Source organism: Salibacterium sp. K-3, from assembly GCF_054052005.1.
The window spans coordinates 171,136-193,682 of sequence record NZ_JBSVZE010000001.1; the positions used below are offsets into that span (position 1 = coordinate 171,136).

Here is a 22,547-nt window from a genome sequence, read left to right on the forward strand (position 1 = left end):
ACGGCACCTTCTTTCCTTTAGTCCCCGACAAACTCAGTCAGGTTGTTAACACCAATGGCTTCATACATCCCGCGGACATATTCATATTGACTGTCGTCAGCTTCAACAATCTCCGAGTCTTGGTATTTTTCGTTCTGGCTGCCTTCCGCAATAGAATCAACCAAGGATTGGGAGTTGGTACTCATGTTTTCCTGAATACGGTTGATCTGTTCTTCCGATAAGGTATTATTGTTTGCAATGAAAATATCATTGGGGAGTTCCCGTCCTTCAAAAATACGGAGCTCGTCCATGGACAGGTCATTTGAGTCAGATGCGGCAAAGCGCTTCAAATCATCGGGAAGGTTCCCGCCCCAGGCGTCCACATCGCCGTTTGCAAAGGCTGTAAGGTCAGCATCTCCAAGCATTTTCAGATCAATATCTTCCTGCGGATTAATTCCGTTATCCATGAGAATTTTCGATGGTCCCAAATGTCCGCTTGTCGATCCTACATCCGACATTCCGACAGTAGCTCCTTCTAAATCTTCAATGGATTCGTAATCACTGGATTTTTTCACAGCGATGGCTGACCGGTAACCCGGCCGAGTTAATCCCACGAGAGGAGTAATGTCTGTCGTTTCGTTTATGATAATGTACTCCGCCGGTCCGGTGAGAACTAAATCAGCCTGATCAGATTGAAGGGCGGAAACGGCAGCCGTTCGGTCGGACACTGGAAAGAGTTCCACCTCTTGTTCTAAAATACTGCTCAACTCTTCCTGAAAAGGTTCGAAGTTGCGTTTTAATTCTTCCATTCCTACTAAGTCAGTCACGGCAAATGTTATGGTTTCCTCTCCGCTGCTATTATTCTGCTCTCCGGATACATCATTTTCCGACCCGCAGCCACTGATAAGGAAGATCATGGTGAAAGCTGTGAATAAAACATACAGGCTTCTCAACATTGTGTCCTTCACTCCTTTGAAAAATGTTGGGGAATCGTCGTCTTTTCACAAGTTTAGAGCTATTATTTTCATTAAAATTCAATAAAACATGTGGCCATGTCACTGCGGATTCTGGCATTGGCTAATTCGACAGGAGCACCGCCAGGGTGGTTCATCACGCTTTCAATATGGATAATTGGTACATTTTCCGGTGTTTCTAATAGACGGCCTTCGTGGATGGACGGAAATTCTGCAGCCACCGTTGAAAAAGAGCGAACAGGGGTGAAGTGATACGATTCTTCCAGGATTTGATACAGGGAATAAAAGCTGTCCAACTGATCTTCAAGACCGGGAACTTCATCCGCCGGCAGTACGGATGTAGTTAATGCCATCGGATGTTCATCTGCACTGCGTAGAATATGAAGGCGGTAAATAAGACATTCTCCCTTAAGCTGCAGCCTGTCTGCTTCATCATCAGAAGGCGGCTCCTTGGACCATTCCATTAGTCTGCTCCCAAAACGCTTCCCGGTTTTCTCGACATTTTTTGAAAAACAGGTGCGGGAAGACAGATGAAAAGGGATCGGTTTTGGCCGTTTATTTACAAATGCCCCTTTTCCTTGAACCGGGGTTACCCACCCGAGGTTTGTCACGCGCATCACGGCCTGTCGTATGACGGACCGGTTGGTTTGAAACGTTTCTGCAAGCGCATGCTCTGAAGGAATTTTCTGTCCCGGTTTGTAATACTCGTGTTTAATCTGGCTGATAATATAGTCCGAAACCTCAAGATGCCTGCTAAAAAAGGTTTCCAGCGCCATTGGCTATCACCTCCTAACCAACTAGGTATACCGTAACTTGTTAACAAGTTGAGTTAGTTAAGAAGAAGTGAAGTTTTATAAAGAGTATATTAATAAGCCCGGAGAACAAAAAAACAAGCTGTGTTTTTGACACACAGCTTGTTGAGGAATAGAGATTAACGCATTAACAAGTCGGGGAGGAATAAGGAGATTTGAGGGAAAGCAGCGAGAATGATGACTAGCACAACGATGGAGACAATAAATGGGACAGATTCTTTCATATAATCATAGACAGAGACATTGGATAAGGAGCATACGGTATACATCGTGACACCGATGGGAGGAGTCATCCCGCCCATCGTTACGATGGTCATCATTAAAATACCGAAGTGAACCGGGTCGACACCTATGTTTGTCATGATCGGCAGGAGAATTGGCGTCAGAAGCAGGGTGTTAACCGTGGCTTCCATCACCATGCCTGCGATCAGTAGAAAGAGTAACACGATAAACATGATGAGAAATCCGTTATCCGTAAGCGCCAGCATGCTCTCGGTTGCCTGCTGAGGCACACGTGCCGATGTAATCACATACCCAAGAATGGAAGCTGCGGCAATCATCAGCATAATCACAGCGTTATCTTCAACGGTATTTTTCAGGACTTTATTTAACTTTTTCCAATCCAGTTCCCGGTAAATAAACATTCCTACTAAAAAGGCGTAGACGACGGCGAACGCCCCGGCTTCAGAAGCTGTAAAAACTCCAAAGCGGATCCCTACGATTAGAATAATGGGAAAGAGAAGCCCCCAAAAACTTTCTTTGAACGTTTTCCATACCGTTTTCAAGGAAGCACGTTCCACGTTGGCCGGTTTATAGCCTCTCTTTTTTGAAATAAGAGTCGACGTTACCATTAAGGTAATAGTCATTAAGATACCTGGTACAACGCCGGCAATAAACAACTGCCCTATAGATACTTCCCCGACGAATCCATATAGAATCAGACCGACACTTGGAGGAATAGTCGCCGTAATCAGTGCACTTAAGGCAATGACTGAAACAGAAAATCCACTGGAATACCCTTTGGTGATCATCTGTGGTGCCATAATACGGCTCTGCATGGCAGCATCAGCGTTGGCTGAACCGGAAACGCCACCCATCATCGCACTTAATATGATGGAAACATGAGCCAGGCCTCCAGTGAGGTGTCCTGTTATTGCATTAGCAAAACGAATAAGACGTTCGGTTATTCCGGTTGCATTCAGTAAGTTCCCCGCCAGTACAAAGAAAGGAACAGCAAGCAGGGGGAAGGACTGGGTTCCGGATGCAAAACGTTGTATGGCTAAATTAATGGGAAGATTCGGATCCAGCAGAAAATAAATCAACCCGGATATCCCAATAGAAAAAGCGATTGGTACATTAAGAATAATTAATAAAACAAAAGAAAGTACAACCCAGATCACGATAGTTTCCCCCTTGAATCGCTGTCAGTGTCCTCAGTGAGGGACGACTGCTGATTACTGTGGAAAAAGAAAGAAATCCATTTTACAAACAGCGTCAAAAGCATTAAAGAGCATCCTGCCGGCACGGATGAAGTGATATAGGAATAGCTGATCGGCAGATTCTGTACGCTCCGTAACGCATGATCGAATACGTGCTGTGTGCCATAGAAAATAATAATGAGAAGAAAACCGGCAATGAGGCAGTCTGTCACTACATTCAACGTAATCTTTATTTTTTCAGGCAGTTTATTAGTAAAAATATCAACGCCTATATGCCGGTTTTTGCGAAGGGCCTGATTAGCTCCCAGAAAGACAAGCCATATAAATAATAATTGAGCCATTTCTACAGACCAGGCAATAGGGACTCCCAGCCACCTAACCATTGCGGAGTAAAATACCAAAACGACGATGGAGGTGAGGAGCAGCTTGGTAGCAATATCTTCAACTCTTGTTAGGATAACGGCTGGATGTTTCAAAGTGGAGTCCCTCCTGTAAAATTACTCGTTTTCAATGATTTCCGTAATCTGATCCCTCAGCTCCGGATATCCTTCGAATTCTTCATATACACCTTTGGTCGCTTCTTTGAACGGAGCAGTGTCCGGCTCGATAATGGTCATTCCTTCTTCTTCCATCATGCTTTCATATTCACTGGAACTATCCATCACTGTTTCAGATGCAAATTGGCCGGCCGCCTTTGCTTCTTCGTTCACAATCTCCTGATATTCTTCCGGGAGGCTGCTGAACCAGTCTGCTCCAACAACCAGACCGGTAATGAGCTGGATATGATTTGTTTTGGAATAATAATCAGCTACTTCATAAAGGCTGGCTCCGTGGGTGGCAGAGTGCTGTGCTTCTGCACCGTCAATGACGCCCTGCTGAATGCCGGAGTACACTTCCGCCCAATCCAGACCGGTAGCATTTGCCCCCATTGCTTCTATCGTTTGGGTGAAAATATCGGCTCCGATCGTTCTTAAGTTCTGGCCGTCAAGATCTTCCGGTGTCTGTACTTCATTGTTGCTGATGACATGTCTGGCACCCTGGAACCAATTAAACGAGAGGATCTGCAGATTATTTTCTGCTGCAAGGTCTTCTTTCCATCCTTCAAACAGATCGGAATTCGTTACTTGTTGTATCTGTTCATAGTTTTCAAAAAGGTACGGCCCCTGAAGGATGCCGATTTCCTGTTTATAATCAGACATAATAGCAGCATCGGCCAGTGTTCCGACATTCGCACCTGAAATTGCCTGTTCCTGTATTTCCGGTGTATCTCCTAAAGATGAGTTAGGAAATAACTCTACAGTTAGATTACCATCTGTTTTTTCTTCCACATTACTCTTGAATTGTTCCAGTCCTTCATACATGGGATCGTTTTCAGAAACGACAATGCCAACCTGCAGAGTATAGGATTCTTCACTTCCGCTGCTGTCCTGAGACCCTTCTCCGCTTTCTCCTCCGCTCCCGCTGGAGCTTCCTCCACCACAGGCTGCCAGGAAAAGAAGACTGGCTGTCGTCAACATAGAAAAAAGTTGTTTCATCGTTTGTCCACTCCTTATTTTTGATTAATAAAATTCCGGAAGTTCGTTTGAAACATAGCATAGACATCGCTCTCTATATCAGACCGGGATACAGGTATCCCTTTCGTTTCAAGGGCCTCGTAGTGTTTGTACAATAATCCGGAAAACACGTCTTTAAAATGTTTCCACTTATAGATTAATTGTTCCATCACCCGGCAGTCCGAATGCTGTGGAATAAACCGGATTCCCAGTTGGCTCATACGCATCTGCGTGATTTCTTCCATGAACTGGGGTGTATTTAAATACCACCAGCAGCCAAATACCATCACATTGCGGAACTTTTGCGCGAGAACGGTCAGTTCATATTGGTTTTCCCGGGATAACATAGTAATGAGAAACTTTTGATTCGGATGCTGCACACATATGTTTTCTAAATAATCAAAATTAAATTGCCCGGTACCGTCTCCGGCCATTTGAAGATCAGGGTTGAGTCCTCTTTTTGTTCCGATCATCAAAGATAAAGGCAGGTTATACTCCTGACAGACAGCCAGAACACATCTTTCAAGTAAAACGCTTTCAACGTTGCTTTTAGGGAAGTCCCATGGCAGTGATGCAGCGACATAAACAGGGTTCATCGACTCCACCCAGGAACGTACATACTGTTTTGCCGTTTCGATGGTTTGATCATTCACTGTATCTGATACAGGAAAGCCATCCTTTCTAAGCGTTATGGCAGCTTCGGTCCAGTGGCTGATCAATGGATCGACCCGCAGCGCTGGAAGGAATGTTTCTCGTGAAAAATCTGTATAGCTGTCCCAATACTTCCTTTCGGCAGCATCAAACGGGTTATTTGTCATCACAATGGAAGAAATGTTCGCCACCTTCATTAGATATTCGGGATAGTGGTTGTGATCGAAAGCAGCAAAGCGGGATCGAATATCATCCAGATCTTTGGAAAAAGGGATCCCCAGTTCCTGAAGAACCGTCAGCACCCCCTGGGATGCTTCGCTTATAGGAGAACGCTGTACAAACAAGGTGTTCCATACAATCTCCGCCTGATCCGTTTTGGGCCGTTCGAAAAACGAAGCATACTCCATATCCAACCATAAGAATGCTTCCGATACCAGATAGTGATACGTCAGCAGCTCGTCAATGCCGGTTAAGCAGAGTTGATGAAACGCTGAAGGAAAAAGATGAGTATGCATATCCAGCACAGGTGTCTTTTGAATGATGTCGTTTACATTTTCCTGAAGATTCATAGAATACACTCCATGTTTTACGTTTCGACTCCTTGGAAATAATTCGCATAACGTTCTTTTAATTCGGCCAGATCAATATTGACCAGGGATAAATGTTCTTTCATTACGCGTTCGGCATCGTCCGGTTTCTCATTTTTGATTGCTTCATACATCTTTTGGTGCTGGTCTAAAATCATTTCCCAGTTATACTCAGAAGCCAGGCTGAGCATTCTGGTCCGGTTCAGATTTACCATCATGCTCTGCACCGACTGCCATGTTCTCTGCTTTTTACAGCCGGCAAAAATGATCCGATGAAAATCCTCATCCAGCTGAAAAATTCGTTGATAGTTTTTCTCTTTTACGCTCATTTCCTGAAGGACTAAGTTTTCAGATAAATCCTGAAGAGCAGTGGAGGAGAGTTTTTCACAGGCCAGCCTTGCGACGGCTATTTCCATATGCTCTCTCATAAAGCGTCCTTCTTCGACATGTTCTTCATCGATAAGGGAGACAAATGTGCCCCGCTGTGGATACACATCAATTAAACCTTCCTGGGATAAACGCACAATGGCCTCGCGAATGGGGGTACGGCTGACGTCAAACCGTTCCGCGAGCTCATTTTCAGTCACTTTCTGCCCGGGACGGAGTTCCAGTTTGATGATCTGATCTTTGATGGCGCTGTACCCATTACTTCTCATAGATTGTTGTGATATTTTCGTTTCCCCCCTTTCAAAAGAATAAGGTTATTAACATATTTGTATACTAGCATACTGAAAATTTCTTCACAACCTCCAATTTTTTAAAAGTGTCAGCGCTTTAATTTTTGCTTGATTTAAATCTACGGATCTTATATACTAGTATACAACAAATTAGTTGAAGGATAAAGCAATAGTACAATGCTGCTGAAATGGGGTAACGGTTATGAATATGATTTTTCGTTGGTACGGGGAAAACAATGACAGCGTTTTATTAAACGATATTAATCAGATACCCGGAACAAGTGGAGCAGCTTGGGCTCTTCATGAAAAGCAGCCGGGAGAGATCTGGGAAAAGGGTGAGATTCAGGAAACCGTAGACTCAATTCTTTCCCATGGTTTACACGCAGAAGTGGTAGAAAGTGTGAATGTGCATGAAGATATTAAGCTTGGACTTCCTTCGCGTGAAACATACATAGACAACTATGTAGAGACGATACAAAATCTCGCCGCTGCCGGAGTAAAGGTAATATGTTATAACTTCATGCCGGTGTTTGACTGGATCAGAACGGATCTCCAGAAGAAATTGGAAGATGGTTCCACCGCGCTGTTTTATGAAAATAACCAGATTGAAAATATTACGCCGGAAGCGCTGATTCAAAAGATTACCGAGAAACCGGAGTTTACCATGCCGGGATGGGAACCGGAAAGGCTGGAACATATCCAAGGTTTAATAGATCAGTATAAAGATATTTCGGAAGAAGACCTTTGGGAGAATCTACGGTATTTCCTGGAAAGGGTGATTCCTGCATGCAAGGAATGCGATGTTCGAATGGCCATTCACCCGGATGATCCACCGTGGTCCGTTTTCGGGCTTCCCCGTATTATAACCGGTCGTGATGATTTAAAAAGGCTGACCGGCCTGGTGGAAAGTGAGTACAACGGCATTACGCTGTGCAGCGGGGCTCTCGGTGCCCGTCCGGATAATAATATTCCGGCGATGATTCGAGAGTTTCAGGAGCGTATCCATTTTGCCCATGTTCGTAACGTGCGCCGTTATGATAATGGCGACTTTATCGAAACGTCCCACCGGGCGGAGGATGGTTCAGTGGATATTGTTGATGTGATACAGGCTTATCATGATATAGGTTACACAGGCTATATCCGTCCGGATCACGGCCGCCACTTGTGGGGAGAGAACTGCAGACCGGGGTACGGGTTGTATGATAGAGCACTTGGCATTATGTATATGCTTGGAATCTGGGATAATCTAGAGAAAGGTGGGACACGATGATGAATGAACATACAGATTTAAAAGGTAAAGTAGCAGTTGTTACAGGAGGCGGTGGGGTACTATGTGGGGAAATGGCCCGTGAATTGGGCAGACAAGGCGTGAAAGTCGCGGTGCTGAGCAGGAAAAAAGAAAAGGCAGATGCCGTGGCCGAGGAGATCGTCGGGGACGGCGGCGAAGCGATTGGTGTGGCTTGCGACGTACTGCAGCTTGAAAGTATAGAAGAGGCAGACAGGGAAATAAGGAAACACTATGAAGGTTATGATATTTTAATCAACGGCGCCGGAGGCAACCATCCTGATGCAGCGACCTCAGAAGAATACTTTAAAAAAGAACACCTGCAGAATGACAAAGTCAAAACGTTTTTTGACTTGACCGAAGAAGGGCTGAAACATGTCTTTGATTTGAATTACATTGGAACGGTACTGGCGACGCAGGTATTTATGAAAGGCATGCTGGAGCGGGAAAACCCTGTAGTAATTAATATTTCATCCATGAGCGCCCCCAGCCCAATGACGAAAGTATTGTCGTACAGCTCGGCAAAGGCAGGTATTGATAACTTTACACAGTGGCTGGCTGTACATATGGCCAAAGAAAATATCCGCTGTAACGCAATGGCACCGGGGTTTTTCTTAACATCCCAAAACCGCAATCTGCTTCTTGATGAAGATGGGGGATACACCGAACGGTCCCGTAAAATTATCGATCAAACGCCGATGGAACGTTTCGGAAACCCAGAAGATTTAACCGGCACACTGCTGTGGCTGACCGACCACCGTATGTCCGGATTTGTGACAGGAGTGACAATCCCGGTGGACGGAGGATTCATGGCGTACTCCGGCGTATAGATGAAAGCGGAACTGCCTGCTGTCATACACACAGCAGGTTTTTTCTATTATTTATGCGGGATCGCAACAGCTGACGGGAGGCTGTCAGCCATTGACACAGCGGACATGTGATCCGCTATTTCCTGAAAATATGCCTGATTTGAAGGAGTTCCGGACCTCCATTCCGCTATTTTCCAGTTATCAGAGAAAATCAGCTCTTGTTAGCTTGAATAACGGAATAGATGTCCGAAAAAGCCCCGGTATAGCACTGATTCTGGAGAATAACGGCACAAATGTCCGATCCGGAAAGCTTCCTGTTTTTATTTTTGTATAAAAAAGGAATAGAGAGAAGAGAAAGCGAAGAAAGAACCGAGGAAGGAGGCACTTTTTTATGAAAAAACTTATCAATGATCCGGATCGTGTCGTGGAGGAGATGCTGGACGGCATTGTGGAGGCACATGCGGATACGCTGAGACGCCTGCCCGGCCGGCATGTGCTCGTCCGCAAAGATGCGCCGGTTCCCGGTAAAGTCGGGCTCGTAAGCGGGGGCGGAAGCGGCCATGAACCCGCCCACGCCGGTTTTATCGGAGAAAATATGCTCGATGCAGCGGTGGCGGGGGAAGTGTTCACCTCCCCGGGGCCGGATCAGATTCTGGAAGCCATCAAGGCGGTGGACAGCGGCAACGGTGTCCTGCTGATCGTGAAAAACTACAGCGGCGACGTCATGAATTTTGATATGGCGGCGGAAATGGCAGCGGCTGAAGGCATTGATACAGAGCAGATTATTGTCAAAGATGATGTGGCGGTGGAAAACGAGGCAGACCGGCGCGGTGTGGCAGGTACGATTTTTGTCCATAAGATAGTCGGAGCAGCTGCCGAGGAAGGGCTGGATCTGCAGGAAGCGGCAGAGCTGGCGCGTCATGTGCTGAAAAATGTCAGAACCATGGGGGTCTCTCTGCGGCCGAGTACGGTTCCGGCTTCCGGAAAGCCCGGCTTTACCCTGGCAGAGGACGAAATGGAGCTGGGCACCGGTATTCACGGAGAACCGGGCATGGAAAGAAAATCCCTTCAGGCGGCTGATGACGTGGCGGAAGAACTGCTGGAAAACGTGATATCGGAACTGGAAGTACAAAGCGGGGATTCTCTGGCAGTTATGATTAACGGACAGGGGGCGACCCCGTTGATGGAGCTTTACATTGTGTATCGGAAAACGGCAGCGCTGCTCGCTGAAAAAAATCTGCCGATACAAACATCATTTGTTGGGGAATATATGACGTCTCTTGAAATGGCAGGGTGTTCTCTGACGGTGCTCAAACTCGATGATACCTTGATCCCGTACCTCCAATCATAGAAGGGAGTGCTGTTCCATGGAAATAACGTTAGAAGAAATCAAGCGCTGGATCCAGACAGCCAATGAGAAGATACAGCAGCACAAAGAATATTTGTCCGAACTGGACCAGGCCATAGGAGATGGGGACCACGGCCACAATATGGCACGGGGGTTCCAGGAAGCGGCAGCCGGTCTTCAGGATAATGGCGAAGAGGACGTTGGAGCACTTGTTAAAACGGTATCCATGACGCTTATTTCGAAAGTGGGCGGTGCCTCCGGTCCGTTATACGGCACAGCGTTTCTGAAAGCAGCCGATGAATGGAAAGGGAAGACAGAACTGACAGAAGAAGCGTTTACCAAAGGGCTGGAAGCTGCCGTGGAAGGACTGAAAACCCGTGGCAAAGCTGAACGCGGCAGCAAAACGCTTCTGGATGTCTGGATTCCGGTCGTGGAATATATCCAGCAGCAGGGCCTGGACGCCGCCGGAGTTCAGCAGAAGGCAGTAGAAGGAATGGAACACTCGGCGGAAATACCCGCGAAAAAAGGAAGGGCTTCGTATTACGGAGAACAGTCCGTATCCCACATCGATCCGGGAGCTTATTCATCTTACCTATTATTTGAAGCCTTGGCTGAAACGTTGAACAAGGAGGAAGCCTGATGGAAAAACCAGCGGTCGTTGTCATCTCCCACAGTGCAAAAATCGCGAGAGGTATCGTCGATCTGGTCTCCGAGACAAAGCAGCCCGATGTGGCAGTGTTTGCTGCCGGCGGAGCGGAGGATGGAGCCATCGGCACCAGCGCCGGTACAATCAAAGCCGCTCTCGAAGAAGCAGACAGAGCGGCTGGTGTATTGGTTTTTTACGATATCGGCAGTGCCGTAATGAACGCGGAACTCGCACTCGACATGATGCCTGAGAGAAAAGGCCGTGTAGAAATCATCGACGCGCCGGTTGTCGAAGGAACCTATGTCGCGGTTGTGGAAGCAGGAATGGGCAGAACACTGGAAGAAACAGCCGCAGCGGTCCGTCGCCAGGAATTTGTGAAATAAGTATCCGGCATTCCGGGGATGCAGTTGTTAAACAGAAAGCACGTGCTGTTTCAGCGTCTTTTTGACATACTTGGCTGCTTCTACCTTTGTAGACAGGCAGGGGGATACGTGCAGATCCGGCTGGGCAAGTACGGCTTCTTTCAGCTGCCCGATCGTTTCGATTTCAGAAGGGACTTCGTTGTGCACGGCTCCGAGCTGCAGCGGATGGTGGGCGTCACTCCCGGCCGTGGCACGGATGCCGAGTTCGTCCGCCCATTTCTGTACGCGCTCTTTCATGCCGGTGTTCTCATACGTAAATAAGTCTTTGCCGTTCACATCAAAGGCGTCAAGTTTTTCGAGCAGCCGGGGAGGATGTGCAAGAAGCGGTGTTGATTCCCGGAACGGATGGGCGCCGATACGAACCATTTCTTTCTCCTCCGTGAGCCGCAGCAGTTCCTCAAAGGAGATAAAATCTTCTTTAAAAGGTTCGAGTTCATCATTCAAGGCAAGAACAGCTGCTTTTTCCCCGATTAACAGAATATGTCCTGTCTCTTTTACATCCACTTCCATGCCCGGAAACACACGGAGGCCGTCTACGTCATAATAGTTGTTTACATACGGAAAATGAGCATCAAGCGTGTCATAGACCTCCCGAAAGTTGCGGGTGTTGAAATGTTCGGTCAAGGCAAATGCATCCAGGCCGTTTTTCGCTGCTCCGGCGGCCATGTTCCGGAAAAACTCCAGATCAAAATCCGTTTTCTTCGTCAGTTTACCGTGAGTATGCAGATCCATGTTCATAGTTGGTGAATCGTCCTTTCTATCGGATATAGAGTTCCGGTATAAATGATGGCAATTAAAACAATGCCGGTGATGCCCAAAAACAGGGCGTCTTTTTTGGTTGTTTTTAAGTACGAGAGTTTCAGTTCCCTCGCTCCGGGATCATACATCCCGTAAGTAAACCCTTTGACTTCCAGGGCTTCCACCGTCGTGCGGGTCCGTTTGGCGGTGTTCAGGATCATCGGGTAAAAAGCTTTCACGGCGGTGACGCAGATATGATAGACGTACCGCCAGCCGAAGAATCCTTTCTTTTCCGGGAATTTTCCCCGCAGGCGGAAGGAGTTGAAGATGTTCTGGTATTCTTCAATCAGGATCGGCAGCATCCGGTAGCCGTAGGAGATACCGAAACAGAACGTTTCCGGCACTTTGAAACGAAGCAGGGCATCACTGAAACGCTCCGGGTCCATGTTCGTAAAAATGACGATGCTCGCCAGCGAAATGATTGTCAGTTTCATCGTGAAGGTGAGAAGAGCGGCTGCCGCAGTCAGGTCTCCTCCGAAAAAGAGAGCGACGAAGATAACATAGCCGGCTTCGGTGACGAGTCCGAAACAGAGCAGGAACAAAATCAGCGGGCTGATCCGGGAAACGGCGGTAAGAATAATCATGTAGATGAGCATACCGATCAAAATAGTGTTGTTCCAGAAAAACCAGGGCAGAATTGCGAACAGTAGATACCAGATGATGGCTACCCTTGGATCAAGTTTTGCCATAAGCGTCGTCCGTTCGCCGTATGCTGTATTCATTAGTTCAATTTTTATCGTTTCAACGTTGATTTTCGAGAGCCACTGCCGGATACGGTTCATCGCCGGGTTCACCTCGTTTCATGAATGTCAGGAATTCCGAAATATCGAGCGCAGAAGGGTGCATGCCCAGTTTTTCAGACAGACGGACGAGCTGGGGAGGGTGCAGGGAACACTTCCGCATCAAATCATGATCGGAAAACAACCCACGCGGTCCGCCGTCATATTCCACCGTTCCCTCGTTCAATACAATGACGCGGCTGGCCCATTCCGCGACGAGGTCCATATCATGGGTAGCAATGACTACTGTTTTTACCTGGTCTTTTAATTCATGCAGCAGACGTGTCACTTCGTTACGGCTGTTGATGTCAAGACTCGAGGTTGGCTCATCCAGAAGCAGCAGGGACGGCCTTGTCCCCAGTCCGATGGCAAGAGAGGCCCGGCGTTGCTGGCCTCCGCTGAGAAGGCGCCCGTCTTTGTTTTCGAGCTTTTCCAGGGAAAAAAGCCGGCATAATTCATCGGTATATTCGGAAGCATCCGGTGACTTTCTGGCTTTAAGAAAGTATTCAATATCAGCACGGATATTATCATCGATGAACATCTCTTCCGGGTTCTGATATATATAAGTCACAGCTTCCGCGATTTTTTCCGGTGCGGTGCGTCGGACGGAATGCCCGGCGGCGGTTATTTCTCCTTCACGGGGACGGAGAATGCCCGTCAGCATTTTCAATAAACTGGATTTTCCGGCGCCGTTTCCCCCGACAAGAGCTATCCGGTCTCCTTCATAAAACGAGAGCGACAGATTCTGAAACACCCAGTTAAAGGACTTTTCCACTGTTTTATATCCCTGGGTAACATGGCGGAATGATGCAATCTCCCTTTTTTCAGCTCCCGGCGGCGGTACCGGGCCGAGACGCCGGGTGGAAATTGGTGAAATAAAGGGTCTGAACCACCGGACTCCTTCCTCCATCGTTACGGGAAGATTGGCGGCCGGCTCTGGTGCCGTTTTTTCGGCCAGCCTCGTCACAGGAGGCGGAAGAATATTTTGGGACTGAAGTTCAGCGGTGCGCCGCAGGGCTTCAGCCACAGGTTTTTTCCACTTCACCATGCCGGCATCCATCAATAACACGGATTGCGCGAATTCGGCAATGAACTCGGTGTGGTGTTCGATGACGATGATCGTTACACCGTGTTCACGGTTTAAGTACTGCAGGGTGTTATAAATGTCCCGGGCATGGACCGGGTCGAGCTGGGCTGCGGGTTCGTCCACGATAACGACCTGCGGCTGCAGGGCAAGAACACTGGCGAGGGCAGTCAGATGTTTCTGCCCGCCGCTCAGCTGCCAGATGAATTCGTCTTTGATACCGGTCAGCCCCAGCATGTCGAGCACTTCCTGTCCGCGTTCTTTATAGTCTGTCCAGCCGTAGTTCAGCGGGGCAAACCGGACTTCATCCACGACGCGCGGACGGACGAGCTGGCTTTCAAAATCCTGATAGACGTAACCGGCTGTTTTGGAAAGGAGGGCCGTATTCGTTTCTTCCGTCGGTTCCCCGTTAATACGGATGGTACCTTCCAGCCTTCCGCTGTAATAATGGGGGATCAACCCATTAAACGTTTTGCAGAGCGTTGTTTTGCCGCTCCCGTTTCCACCGATAACAGCAAGAAATTCACCGCGGTTGACTGTGAGGGAGACATCGTGCAGAACAGGTTCCGGTGCAGCAGGATAGGAAAAATGAACATGCTGTAACTCGATGATAGGTGTTTCCATAATTACTGCGCCTTTCTGGAGGGATGATGTCTGGTTCCGGAGGATTTCTTCAAATACGAAACACCCATAATGGCAAGAATGAGCACAATCAAGGCGGCCGACACCCCTACCCAGAGAAACTGCTGTCCGAACTGTTCAATGAATTCCGGTTCCCAGACAGCGAAGTTAACGTCCATTTCCGCCATGAATTCCGCAATCATGCCGACAAAGACGAAGAAGACGGCCAGAACGAGAAAACGGGCGCTGACAATCTCGGTGGCGGAGCGGAAGGAGACGTCCTGCCGCGGTTCAAATCCCATAAGCGGCTCGATTTTGCCGTAGAGCCTGGGTACGAGCCACAATGCGGGAATCAAGCCGAACAACACACCGGAGATAACCATTTCATTGACAAAACTGATACCTTCGAGAACAAGAACACTTTCCGGCACTCCGGGCACTGCTTCAAGCTCTTCAATACCGACCCACACTTTGCCGATGTCCACGATCGTACTCAGCATCTGATCGATACCAACGCCAATGAGGGCGGCGATACCAATCTGCTTTCTGCTGTTCGGATTTTTTACGAGGAGTCCGGCAATATACATCGCCAGTCCGAATTCAATGAAGCCTTCCAGTTCACCGATGCCTCCAAAATCCCCCATCAAAAGATCCGCGAAAATAATTTCACCGAGCGGAGCACCAAGGGCCGCCGGCAGCGGGCTGAACAAAAAGACCATCGTCAAAGGAATGAAAGCGAAGTATGATACCGAAAATTCCACCGGGCCGAATGAAAATTCAGGAACAATCTCGGTGATGATATTGGCGATACCAAACAGGGACATGGACAAGACAAAGATCATGAGCTGCTGGGACTGATTCAATTCTTTCTTCTGAATATGCGGATCATGAGCCATAAGAAAAGATGCCTCCTTTAAGATGATTACACGTTCAGTGTAAGAGCTGTATATAAAGGAGGTGTTAAGGGATTGTAAAAATGAAATTAATTTTTCTTATTTATTAAAAAGAAAATATTTTTTCAAAATGAAAGGTAATGTATCATAAAGAGAAAGGAGGTGGGGTGGTTGGACTGGCTTCAGATTGATTCTTCCTCGTTAAGTGCCAACCAGCAGAAAGTAGCGGATTATTTGTACAAGCAGGATACGAAAATTGCGTATCTCACCCAGAAGGATATTGCCCGGGAAACGGGGGTAAGTATGGCTACCGTGTCCCGTTTTTTCCGTCAGATCGGATTTACCAGCTTCAAGGCGTTCCGGGAGGAAATGAAGCATCGTTTTGCCGATACGCCGGCCAATAAAATGGGAACGATGATTGAAAAGACGGAATCATCGAAAGTCGTGCATTCCATGATGCAGCAGAGCCAAACGTATCTCGAAACGACGTCGAAGGAAATGTCGGAGAATGATTTCCAGAAAACTGTAGCGTTCATAAATGAAGCGGCCGTGGTGTATATGTTTGGTTACGGACCGGCTGCCGCGTTGACGTCGCTCTTTTCCTTCAGGCTCCGCCGTTTCGGCATTCACGTTCATGTTCTCCCGGAAAGCGGGCAGAAGCTGCTGGAGGAAATGATGCATTTTCAAAAGCAGGATGCTGTCGTTATTTTCGGTTTTGCCAAGCCTCTTCCTGAAATAAGGGCGTTGTTTGATGCTGCAGCAGAAAAAGGCATGGTGGTCATTCTAATTACGGATCTGAGAGTGTTTGAGTTTATTCCGAGGGCTGATGCCGTGATGTATACAGAGCGCGGGGAGATGTGGGAGTTTCACTCCATGACGGCCCCGGTCGCTCTGATTGAGAGTATCATTGTGGAAATCGGCAGGGAGCGGGAAGAAACCGCGATGGCGAACCTGGAGGAACTGGAGCGTCTGAGAAAAAAGTATCCGTTTCATAAATAAAGAATCCCGGGTACCCCCGGGATCTGCTGTGCCGGTCACGATGTTTTTCTTACAAGAAACAGGTAACAGCTCAAGGCAAGCACATTGGCAGTAAAGATAATCAATCCCATAGGAAGCGCCGTATTTTCGCCGGCAACGCCGACCAGCGGAGCTGAGGAGGCGCCGAACAGAAACGGCAGCAGGCCGAGCAGAGCGGAGGCACTGCCGGCACGGTTTCCCTGGGACTCCATGGCCAGAGAAAAGCAGGTCGTCGTGACCACCCCTACGCAGGAAACGATCAGAAAGAGGGGGATCACAATAAAGACGAGCGGCGCCTGCAGAAAAATCATGAACAGCAGGAATGTGCCGGCACTCGTTGTTGTCAGCAGCCCGGTGAACAGAATGTTCCGTTCATCAACGATGCCGGCCAGCCGGCCTGTTAACTGGCTTCCTGCAATGAGTCCGATGCCGTTCATCGCAAATAGAATACTGAACACCTGCGGCGACACACCGTAAATGCCCTGGTATACAAACGGCGTTCCCGATACATACGCGAAAATGCCGGCCATGACCAGTCCCTGCGCCAGCGCGTAGCCGGCAAAGGAGCGGTCCTTGATCAGATCCCCGAATGTCCGGATAGTCTGCTTGACCCCGGTGGTGGATTTGTTTTCTTCTTTCAGGGTTTCCGGGAGCAGAATAAATATCGTCACGAACATGAACAGGCCGATGACGCTCAATAAAGCAAAGATACCCTGCCAAGAGGTCCATTCCAGCACAATGCCGCCGGCAAGGGGAGCAAGGATCGGCGCGAGGCCGTTTACGAGCATCAACAGAGCAAAGAATTTCGTTAATTCCTTCCCGGTGTATAAATCACGGACGACCGCACGAGAAATAACAATGCCCGCGGATGCGGAAAATCCCTGTAAAAAACGGGCACCGATAAGCACCCAGATCGACGGTGCGAAGACGCATAACAGCGATGCTGCCGCATATACCGCCAGCGAAATCATCATCGGTGCTTTGCGGCCTTTCATATCGCTGATCGGACCTATGACGAGCTGTCCCCCGGCGAGCCCGAGCAGACAGGCTGTTAAACTTAACTGAACCGAAGAAGCAGTGGTCCCTAAATCATCTGCGATAGAAGGGAAGCTGGGAAGGTACATATCAATTGTAAGCGGCCCGAAAGCAGCCAGCGATCCGAGAAGCACAGCCATCCATAAACGACGTGCTTTCGATAACGCAGGAGCGGGAGCAGTTGATTGTTCCATAGATATACCAAGCTACCTTTCCAAGTAATTTCGTATAAGAGCGTCTTTATTGTACCTTAGATGAGAGAAACGTGCCGGTATTCTGCTCATAAATAATAAAGAATAGTGATCGTTATCTTCCCGGTAACGATCACTATTAACGCGTAGAAGGGAGTGTTTTGAGATCCAGCGCCCGGCTGCAGTCGACCAGCAGCGGGGCCGGCAGTTGGCGGGAAAGCATCCGTTTTCAGCGTGTAAACTAACTCAATTGGCTGGTAAAAGAACATGTTTGGCGGGTACGAGTGTACATTTGGCAGGTATAATGCTCAATTTGGCCGCTAAACGATGCCCTTCGCTCGTCGAAGTTCATGTTTTAAACATGAAAGTTTCCTACTCCTCGAGATCTTCGATGGAAACAGGTTTGAAGTTTTCCTGCCCGGTGAGCCGGGTGAAAAATGCCGTGAGCAGCTCAATCGTCTGTTCGATATCGGCGAGACTTGCCGTTTCAACCGGGGCGTGCATGTACCGGAGCGGCAGCGATACAACAGCGACTGGAACACCCTGCGCGGTTTTGCGGAGCTGATCGGCATCCGTTCCTGTCGTACGGGGGGTAAGCTCATATTGGACCGGGATGCCGGCGGACGAGGCCGCTTCTTCCAGCAGCTCATTGGCTTTCTGGTTAATGGGGGCTCCTTTGGCAAGGACAGGACCTTCATCCAGCTTTACTTCCACGGTTTTCTCCGAGACGGCGCCCGGATAATCCGTCGCGAACGTCACATCCACTGCGATGGCAAGGTCCGGAGCAAGTCCGGAACCGGCAAAATAAGCGCCGCCCATGTTTGTTTCTTCATTGACTGTGCTCACCGCATGCATGCCGACGTCCTGGTGCAGACGTCCTTCCAGCCGGTTGAAAGCTTCCGCTACAATGAAGGATCCCGTTCGGTTATCGAGGCCGCGTCCGCTGATTCGGTTGTTAAGAAGCGTTTCCGGCTCGCGTTTGTACACAGCTGTATCCCCCGGCACCGTGAATGCTTCTACTTCCTCCCGCGAAGAAGCCCCGCAGTCGATGAACAAATCGGAAAAATTGAAAGAATCCTTGGATCCCCCGTGATGCTCGGCTTTTGTCCCGAAAACACCCGTAAGACGGCCGTGCGTTCCAAGAATCTCCACTTTCATGCCTACAGCCGGCTTGTGGCTGATCCCTCCCAGTTTTTCTACATAAATATACCCTTTGTCGTCAATGGCTTTCACCATAAATCCAATTTCGTCACAGTGTCCCGCCACCGCAATCTGCAGGGACGCGTCCGGATGATGAGAAACGGTGCCATTGCCCGCCCCGTCGGTATGTAACGTTTCCGCATGCGGCTTCACCTGCCGCAGCCATTTTTTCTGAATGTCTGCCTCCATCCCTGAAGGCGACGGTGTGTGAAGCAGGTCGTATAAGAAATCATAATGATCGTTTTTCATATCTGCATCCCTATCCTTTTCTCTGAGACATTTCCTACATTATATGCCTCACCCCCATAGAAAAACAAATGAAACTCAGGAAGTATCGGGTGGATAGGTGCGTTTTGTTCAATATATAAAACGAAAAATTGGTCATAAATGTGAAAAAGTAAGTTATTAAGAGGAAAAGGGAAAAAAATGAAGGATATGTGCGTTATATAGAACTGAAGCATGTCAAAGACGTTTTGCAAAACAATCCATTCGTTATATAATTCTATTGTATTCGATAAAACGAACAAAAGACAAAAGAACAGGAGGCGGCAGGATGATCAAACGGCTCGTACGTATAGCAGGTAAAAGTTTTTTCGCTCTGTTATTTGTCCTTTTTTTAGCCTCGGTGTTTCTTTTGATCCAGGGAAGAATGAATCCGGATGAAATGCCATCCGTGTTTGGCTATCACCCCTTAACGGTCCTGTCGAACAGTATGGAGCCTGCTTTTTCGGCAGGAGACATGATACTTACGAAACAGACAGATCCCGGGGAGATTCAGTCCGGCGATGTTATTTCCTTTTATAACGAGGAAAGAGAAGTCATTACCCACCGGGTCATCGAAACCACTGAAAAAGAGGGGCAGCCCGCGTTTGTGACCCAGGGAGACAACAACAATGTGAAAGATGATGAAGTGACCTCCGGCTCCCGGGTTATCGGGGAAATGCAGTTTTCACTTCCTTACGGCGGGTACCTTGCGCAATTTTTCGGAAGTCCGGCCGGTATCATCCTGTTTATTATCCTTCCTGTTTTTGCTTACATCGGTATCGTGATTTACGAGCGGTTAAGCAGAAACGATAAATCAGAACAAACAGTGTAATACCAAGTTAATTCCATAAAGGAGGTGAAAAAGAGCACAGCCGAAGACGGCATTTATTTATCAATGTTACCTACTGTTTGTTAGGGACAGGAAAAGATTGAAACATTACTTATGAGGAGGAATTATCAATGAACAAAACAAAAAAGGCACTCATCGCAACATCTCTGGCAGGCGTTATGGCAGCAGGGGCAGGATTTGGCACATTCTCATGGTTCACCGAAAGCCAGGAAACCGGCTCCAGCGATGTGCAGGCGGGAACGCTTTCCCTGACCGACATCAGTGAAGAAAGAGTCTTCAGTACGGAAGGTCAGCTTCTCCAGCCGGTAACGCAGAACACAGCGGAAAATGATTCAGAGTATAGAGCGGAAGGAAACTCGATTACGTTTGAAAACGACGGAAACCTGGCGCTCGATCCCCGTCTGATGCTCGATGTGGAAACAAGCGGTATTGTAGGTGCAGACGGCAATGACTATAAGATCCGCATGAATCTTGACCGTACCGGAAGCGTAGACTGGAGCGGCCAGAGCGAGTGGATTGATGCCAATGAAACCGAAGCACCGATCAATGAGTGGTTCCGTGATGCATCAGAAGGTTTCGACAAAGACATGGAGCCGGGCGATGCCGTAACTGTAAGTTTTGACGTCTACCTTGACCAGGAAGCCGGCAATGAGTATCAGGATTCCTCAGTAACAGGTACGCTCCGTGTAGATGGTAAGCAGACAGTTGAAGATGCGGAGTACCCGGAAGACTAATAGCAGGTAAATACGTTGTAAACACGGAGCAGCTGGCTTCCAGCTGCTTCGTTCTATATCCCGATCATTGAATGGAGGTGCTCCAGGTTGAAAGGCTGGTTATCCCTGTTTATCGTGAGCACGTTTGTGATTGCATGCGTGTTGGATGGATTCAGCACTTATTCCTATTTTTCAGCCGAAACAAGAAGTTCTCCCAGTTCGGTCGAAGCCTTTGTTCCGGCAGACGGTCTGGATATTGATGAGGAAGTCGACGGTTGTGCTGTCACGCTGACGTTAAGAAACAAAACGCAGGTGGATGCAGATGACGTCCGCATCCAGGCCGGGCAGAAGGCACATAAGAAAAACAATTACCGCATCGTTCCGGAGGTGGAACGTCTCTCGATTTCGGCTAAAGATTCAGAGTCTGCCACGTTTGTGACCGATCACCGGGAAGGGGTCCATTGTAATAATCAATGGGTGTATTTTGATATTTCCGCTTTTAATGGAAGATTCGAAGAAAATATACGGGTAAAAGTCCACAACCCACCTCCTAAAAAGGAAGAATTAGAAGAAGAGATGGAAGAAGAGAACGAGGAAGAAAACAAGGAAGAAGAACAAACGCAGGAAGAGACCGGGGCAGAGTCCGGAGATGAAGAAGAAAGTTCAGAATCGGAAGAGTCGCCGGAATCCAGTGACGGCAGTGAAGAAGAAGGTAGTGATGACACCGGTAACAACGAAGAAGACGAGGAAGAATCCGGAAACAGTGAAGAAAACAGCGAAGAAACCGAAGAAAACAACGGCAGCGGTGAAGAAGCCGTAGAAGAAGATAACAACGGTAATGAAGATGACGGTGAGTCCGAAAACGGCGGAGAAAACACGGAAGAAAGTGGAGAAGATTCCGGGGACGGCGGAAGCTCAGACTCGGAAGAATCACCGGAGTCAGAAAGTCCTGAATCCCCTGACGACGGCGGAGAAGATCATCCGCAGGACAACAGCCGGGAAGACGAAAAAGATAGCGGGGAAGATCAAAGCGCCAGAGAAGAAGAATCCTCGGGAGAGCAGACGGATCAGAGCGAAGAGAACGACTCCGGTAATGAGGGAACAGGCGGAGGCAGCAGCGATGTGAAGAGTGAAAAAGATTCCGGTAAAGAAGTCGATGAATCAACGAATGACGATAGCACCAATGATTCCGGCACTCCGGAGGACGATCCTTCTGAGGACAAAAAAGAAGAAGCCGGTAAGAAAGACAACAGCGCAAAAGATGAAGAAAAAGACGAGAAAACGGATGATAACGATAAAAACAGCGATGAAGACGATAAAGGTAAAGACAAGGACAAAGATAAGAAAAAAGCAGACAAAAAGGATAAGGATCAATGAAACTGCTGAAAAAACTGACGGTGCTGCTTAGTTTCGGGACATTTGTTCTTGCTGTCTATCTCGTTTTCTTTACCATTCAGCAGCCCGGTGATATTCCGAAAATATTCGGTCTGCAGCCGGTGAAAGCAGCATCCGGGAGTATGGAACCGACGTTTTCTGAAGGAGATCTATTAATTCTGAAAGAAACGGGAGCCATCCGGATCGGTTCCGTCCTCATGTTCGAACAAAATGGGGCGAGCGTCACCCACCGCGTAACGCAGATAACCGAAGAAGGATTCCGAACCAAAGGAGATGCCAATCCGGTACAGGATGATGCATTGGTTCCGCCGGAGCAGGTGGAAGGTATTTATCTCTTTCATATCCCCTCAGCCGGATGGTTGATAGAACAGATGGCAGGCGGATACGGGTTCATTGCCGGTGCGGCGCTGCTCGGTTTTATTGCATTATGGAAATACTACAAAACGGTTCTCAAAGTCCTGGGGCTGCGGAAAAAATATGTCCGTTACAAGCCCCGGAGCTTTGACCATTGAATAAGAAAACGGG

General features: G+C 48.2%; 23 protein-coding genes. 10 read left to right on the forward strand and 13 right to left on the reverse strand.

Going from position 1 to position 22,547, the window contains the following annotated elements; genetic code table 11:
• Positions 1-17: 17 nt before the first annotated feature.
• From phnD to ACW9JV_RS00925, 7 genes are all read right to left on the reverse strand, one after another.
• A complete protein-coding gene (gene phnD, locus ACW9JV_RS00895; protein ID WP_457330418.1) occupies positions 18-935 on the reverse strand; it encodes a phosphate/phosphite/phosphonate ABC transporter substrate-binding protein in 918 nt (305 codons plus the stop codon).
• 71 nt (positions 936-1,006) lie between these two features.
• Entirely contained in the window at positions 1,007-1,729 is a 723-nt protein-coding gene (locus tag ACW9JV_RS00900; RefSeq protein ID WP_457330420.1) for a GntR family transcriptional regulator, read from the reverse strand.
• A gap of 155 nt (positions 1,730-1,884) precedes the next feature.
• Positions 1,885-3,165: a TRAP transporter large permease gene (locus ACW9JV_RS00905; RefSeq protein ID WP_457330422.1), complete on the reverse strand. Its 1,281-nt coding sequence runs from the start codon at positions 3,163-3,165 to the stop codon at positions 1,885-1,887.
• Entirely contained in the window at positions 3,162-3,680 is a 519-nt protein-coding gene (locus ACW9JV_RS00910; RefSeq protein WP_457330424.1) for a TRAP transporter small permease, read from the reverse strand. The genes ACW9JV_RS00905 and ACW9JV_RS00910 overlap by 4 nt, the downstream gene beginning before the upstream one ends.
• A 21-nt stretch (positions 3,681-3,701) precedes the next feature.
• Positions 3,702-4,739, reverse strand: coding sequence for a C4-dicarboxylate TRAP transporter substrate-binding protein (locus ACW9JV_RS00915; protein ID WP_457330425.1), 1,038 nt, complete (start codon positions 4,737-4,739; stop codon positions 3,702-3,704).
• Positions 4,740-4,753: 14 nt separating this feature from the next.
• Positions 4,754-5,977, reverse strand: a complete 1,224-nt coding sequence (locus ACW9JV_RS00920) for a glucuronate isomerase (protein WP_457330427.1) — start codon at positions 5,975-5,977, stop codon at positions 4,754-4,756.
• Positions 5,978-5,994: 17 nt separating this feature from the next.
• Complete coding sequence (locus ACW9JV_RS00925) at positions 5,995-6,651, reverse strand: GntR family transcriptional regulator (protein ID WP_457330429.1); 657 nt, start codon at positions 6,649-6,651, stop codon at positions 5,995-5,997.
• Positions 6,652-6,874: 223 nt separating this feature from the next.
• Between ACW9JV_RS00925 and uxuA the strand changes: the two genes are divergently transcribed.
• The 5 genes from uxuA to dhaM all read left to right on the forward strand — a co-directional run bounded on the left by uxuA (position 6,875) and on the right by dhaM (position 11,143).
• A complete protein-coding gene (gene uxuA / locus ACW9JV_RS00930) occupies positions 6,875-7,942 on the forward strand; it encodes a mannonate dehydratase (protein WP_457330431.1) in 1,068 nt (355 codons plus the stop codon).
• A complete protein-coding gene (locus ACW9JV_RS00935) occupies positions 7,939-8,787 on the forward strand; it encodes an SDR family oxidoreductase (RefSeq protein WP_457330432.1) in 849 nt (282 codons plus the stop codon). The genes uxuA and ACW9JV_RS00935 overlap by 4 nt, the downstream gene beginning before the upstream one ends.
• A gap of 370 nt (positions 8,788-9,157) precedes the next feature.
• Positions 9,158-10,117 (forward strand): dihydroxyacetone kinase subunit DhaK, encoded by a 960-nt coding sequence (dhaK, locus tag ACW9JV_RS00940; protein ID WP_457330434.1) that lies wholly within the window; start codon positions 9,158-9,160, stop codon positions 10,115-10,117.
• 16 nt (positions 10,118-10,133) lie between these two features.
• Complete coding sequence (dhaL, locus tag ACW9JV_RS00945) at positions 10,134-10,754, forward strand: dihydroxyacetone kinase subunit DhaL (protein ID WP_457330436.1); 621 nt, start codon at positions 10,134-10,136, stop codon at positions 10,752-10,754.
• Entirely contained in the window at positions 10,754-11,143 is a 390-nt protein-coding gene (dhaM, locus tag ACW9JV_RS00950) for a dihydroxyacetone kinase phosphoryl donor subunit DhaM (protein ID WP_457330438.1), read from the forward strand. Before dhaL ends, dhaM begins: the two co-directional genes overlap by 1 nt.
• 27 nt (positions 11,144-11,170) lie before the next feature.
• Here the strand turns inward: dhaM and ACW9JV_RS00955 are convergent, their stop codons facing one another.
• The 4 genes from ACW9JV_RS00955 to ACW9JV_RS00970 are packed head-to-tail and all read right to left on the reverse strand — an operon-like array spanning position 11,171 to position 15,360.
• The gene (locus tag ACW9JV_RS00955) at positions 11,171-11,920 is read right to left on the reverse strand and encodes a PHP-associated domain-containing protein (RefSeq protein WP_457330440.1); all 750 of its coding nucleotides are present in this window, start codon (positions 11,918-11,920) and stop codon (positions 11,171-11,173) included.
• The gene (locus tag ACW9JV_RS00960) at positions 11,917-12,762 is read right to left on the reverse strand and encodes an energy-coupling factor transporter transmembrane component T family protein (RefSeq protein WP_457330442.1); all 846 of its coding nucleotides are present in this window, start codon (positions 12,760-12,762) and stop codon (positions 11,917-11,919) included. Before ACW9JV_RS00960 ends, ACW9JV_RS00955 begins: the two co-directional genes overlap by 4 nt.
• On the reverse strand, positions 12,722-14,467 hold the full coding sequence (locus ACW9JV_RS00965) for an ABC transporter ATP-binding protein (RefSeq protein ID WP_457330444.1): 1,746 nt from the start codon (positions 14,465-14,467) through the stop codon (positions 12,722-12,724). The genes ACW9JV_RS00960 and ACW9JV_RS00965 overlap by 41 nt, the downstream gene beginning before the upstream one ends.
• Positions 14,468-14,469: 2 nt before the next feature.
• Positions 14,470-15,360 (reverse strand): cell division protein FtsQ, encoded by an 891-nt coding sequence (locus ACW9JV_RS00970; RefSeq protein ID WP_457330446.1) that lies wholly within the window; start codon positions 15,358-15,360, stop codon positions 14,470-14,472.
• 168 nt (positions 15,361-15,528) lie between these two features.
• Here ACW9JV_RS00970 and ACW9JV_RS00975 point away from each other — a divergent pair, with 168 nt between their 5' ends.
• Complete coding sequence (locus tag ACW9JV_RS00975; protein WP_457330448.1) at positions 15,529-16,356, forward strand: MurR/RpiR family transcriptional regulator; 828 nt, start codon at positions 15,529-15,531, stop codon at positions 16,354-16,356.
• Between the two features lie 35 nt (positions 16,357-16,391).
• Here ACW9JV_RS00975 and ACW9JV_RS00980 read toward each other — a convergent pair whose 3' ends face one another.
• Positions 16,392-17,603, reverse strand: a complete 1,212-nt coding sequence (locus tag ACW9JV_RS00980) for a multidrug effflux MFS transporter (RefSeq protein ID WP_457330450.1) — start codon at positions 17,601-17,603, stop codon at positions 16,392-16,394.
• 369 nt (positions 17,604-17,972) lie between these two features.
• Complete coding sequence (locus ACW9JV_RS00985) at positions 17,973-19,049, reverse strand: M20/M25/M40 family metallo-hydrolase (RefSeq protein ID WP_457330452.1); 1,077 nt, start codon at positions 19,047-19,049, stop codon at positions 17,973-17,975.
• Between the two features lie 304 nt (positions 19,050-19,353).
• On the opposite strand from ACW9JV_RS00985, the gene ACW9JV_RS00990 reads away from it, so the two are divergent.
• The 4 genes from ACW9JV_RS00990 to ACW9JV_RS01005 all read left to right on the forward strand — a co-directional run bounded on the left by ACW9JV_RS00990 (position 19,354) and on the right by ACW9JV_RS01005 (position 22,534).
• A complete protein-coding gene (locus tag ACW9JV_RS00990; RefSeq protein WP_457330454.1) occupies positions 19,354-19,896 on the forward strand; it encodes a signal peptidase I in 543 nt (180 codons plus the stop codon).
• A 128-nt stretch (positions 19,897-20,024) separates the two neighbouring features.
• Positions 20,025-20,648 carry a hypothetical protein gene (locus ACW9JV_RS00995; RefSeq protein WP_457330456.1) on the forward strand — a complete coding sequence of 208 codons (624 nt, stop codon included), beginning with the start codon at positions 20,025-20,027 and terminating at the stop codon, positions 20,646-20,648.
• 87 nt (positions 20,649-20,735) lie between these two features.
• Positions 20,736-22,004 carry a hypothetical protein gene (locus tag ACW9JV_RS01000; RefSeq protein WP_457330458.1) on the forward strand — a complete coding sequence of 423 codons (1,269 nt, stop codon included), beginning with the start codon at positions 20,736-20,738 and terminating at the stop codon, positions 22,002-22,004.
• Positions 22,001-22,534: a signal peptidase I gene (locus ACW9JV_RS01005; RefSeq protein WP_457330460.1), complete on the forward strand. Its 534-nt coding sequence runs from the start codon at positions 22,001-22,003 to the stop codon at positions 22,532-22,534. The genes ACW9JV_RS01000 and ACW9JV_RS01005 overlap by 4 nt, the downstream gene beginning before the upstream one ends.
• Positions 22,535-22,547 lie beyond the last annotated feature (13 nt).

Bases quoted from the DNA above. Each gene is read 5' to 3' on its own strand.
- phnD (WP_457330418.1), bottom strand. From the start codon at position 935: ATGTTGAGAAGCCTGTATGTTTTATTCACAGCTTTCACCATGATCTTC.
- ACW9JV_RS00915 (WP_457330425.1), bottom strand. From the start codon at position 4,739: ATGAAACAACTTTTTTCTATGTTGACGACAGCCAGTCTTCTTTTCCTG.
- uxuA (WP_457330431.1), top strand. From the start codon at position 6,875: ATGAATATGATTTTTCGTTGGTACGGGGAAAACAATGACAGCGTTTTA.
- ACW9JV_RS00925 (WP_457330429.1), bottom strand. From the start codon at position 6,651: ATGAGAAGTAATGGGTACAGCGCCATCAAAGATCAGATCATCAAACTG.
- ACW9JV_RS00970 (WP_457330446.1), bottom strand. From the start codon at position 15,360: ATGGCTCATGATCCGCATATTCAGAAGAAAGAATTGAATCAGTCCCAG.
- ACW9JV_RS00965 (WP_457330444.1), bottom strand. From the start codon at position 14,467: ATGGAAACACCTATCATCGAGTTACAGCATGTTCATTTTTCCTATCCT.
- ACW9JV_RS01005 (WP_457330460.1), top strand. From the start codon at position 22,001: ATGAAACTGCTGAAAAAACTGACGGTGCTGCTTAGTTTCGGGACATTT.
- dhaM (WP_457330438.1), top strand. From the start codon at position 10,754: ATGGAAAAACCAGCGGTCGTTGTCATCTCCCACAGTGCAAAAATCGCG.
- ACW9JV_RS00955 (WP_457330440.1), bottom strand. From the start codon at position 11,920: ATGAACATGGATCTGCATACTCACGGTAAACTGACGAAGAAAACGGAT.
- ACW9JV_RS00990 (WP_457330454.1), top strand. From the start codon at position 19,354: ATGATCAAACGGCTCGTACGTATAGCAGGTAAAAGTTTTTTCGCTCTG.
- dhaL (WP_457330436.1), top strand. From the start codon at position 10,134: ATGGAAATAACGTTAGAAGAAATCAAGCGCTGGATCCAGACAGCCAAT.
- ACW9JV_RS00920 (WP_457330427.1), bottom strand. From the start codon at position 5,977: ATGAATCTTCAGGAAAATGTAAACGACATCATTCAAAAGACACCTGTG.
- ACW9JV_RS00980 (WP_457330450.1), bottom strand. From the start codon at position 17,603: ATGGAACAATCAACTGCTCCCGCTCCTGCGTTATCGAAAGCACGTCGT.
- dhaK (WP_457330434.1), top strand. From the start codon at position 9,158: ATGAAAAAACTTATCAATGATCCGGATCGTGTCGTGGAGGAGATGCTG.
- ACW9JV_RS00995 (WP_457330456.1), top strand. From the start codon at position 20,025: ATGAACAAAACAAAAAAGGCACTCATCGCAACATCTCTGGCAGGCGTT.
- ACW9JV_RS00960 (WP_457330442.1), bottom strand. From the start codon at position 12,762: ATGAACCGTATCCGGCAGTGGCTCTCGAAAATCAACGTTGAAACGATA.
- ACW9JV_RS00935 (WP_457330432.1), top strand. From the start codon at position 7,939: ATGATGAATGAACATACAGATTTAAAAGGTAAAGTAGCAGTTGTTACA.
- ACW9JV_RS00985 (WP_457330452.1), bottom strand. From the start codon at position 19,049: ATGAAAAACGATCATTATGATTTCTTATACGACCTGCTTCACACACCG.
- ACW9JV_RS00900 (WP_457330420.1), bottom strand. From the start codon at position 1,729: ATGGCGCTGGAAACCTTTTTTAGCAGGCATCTTGAGGTTTCGGACTAT.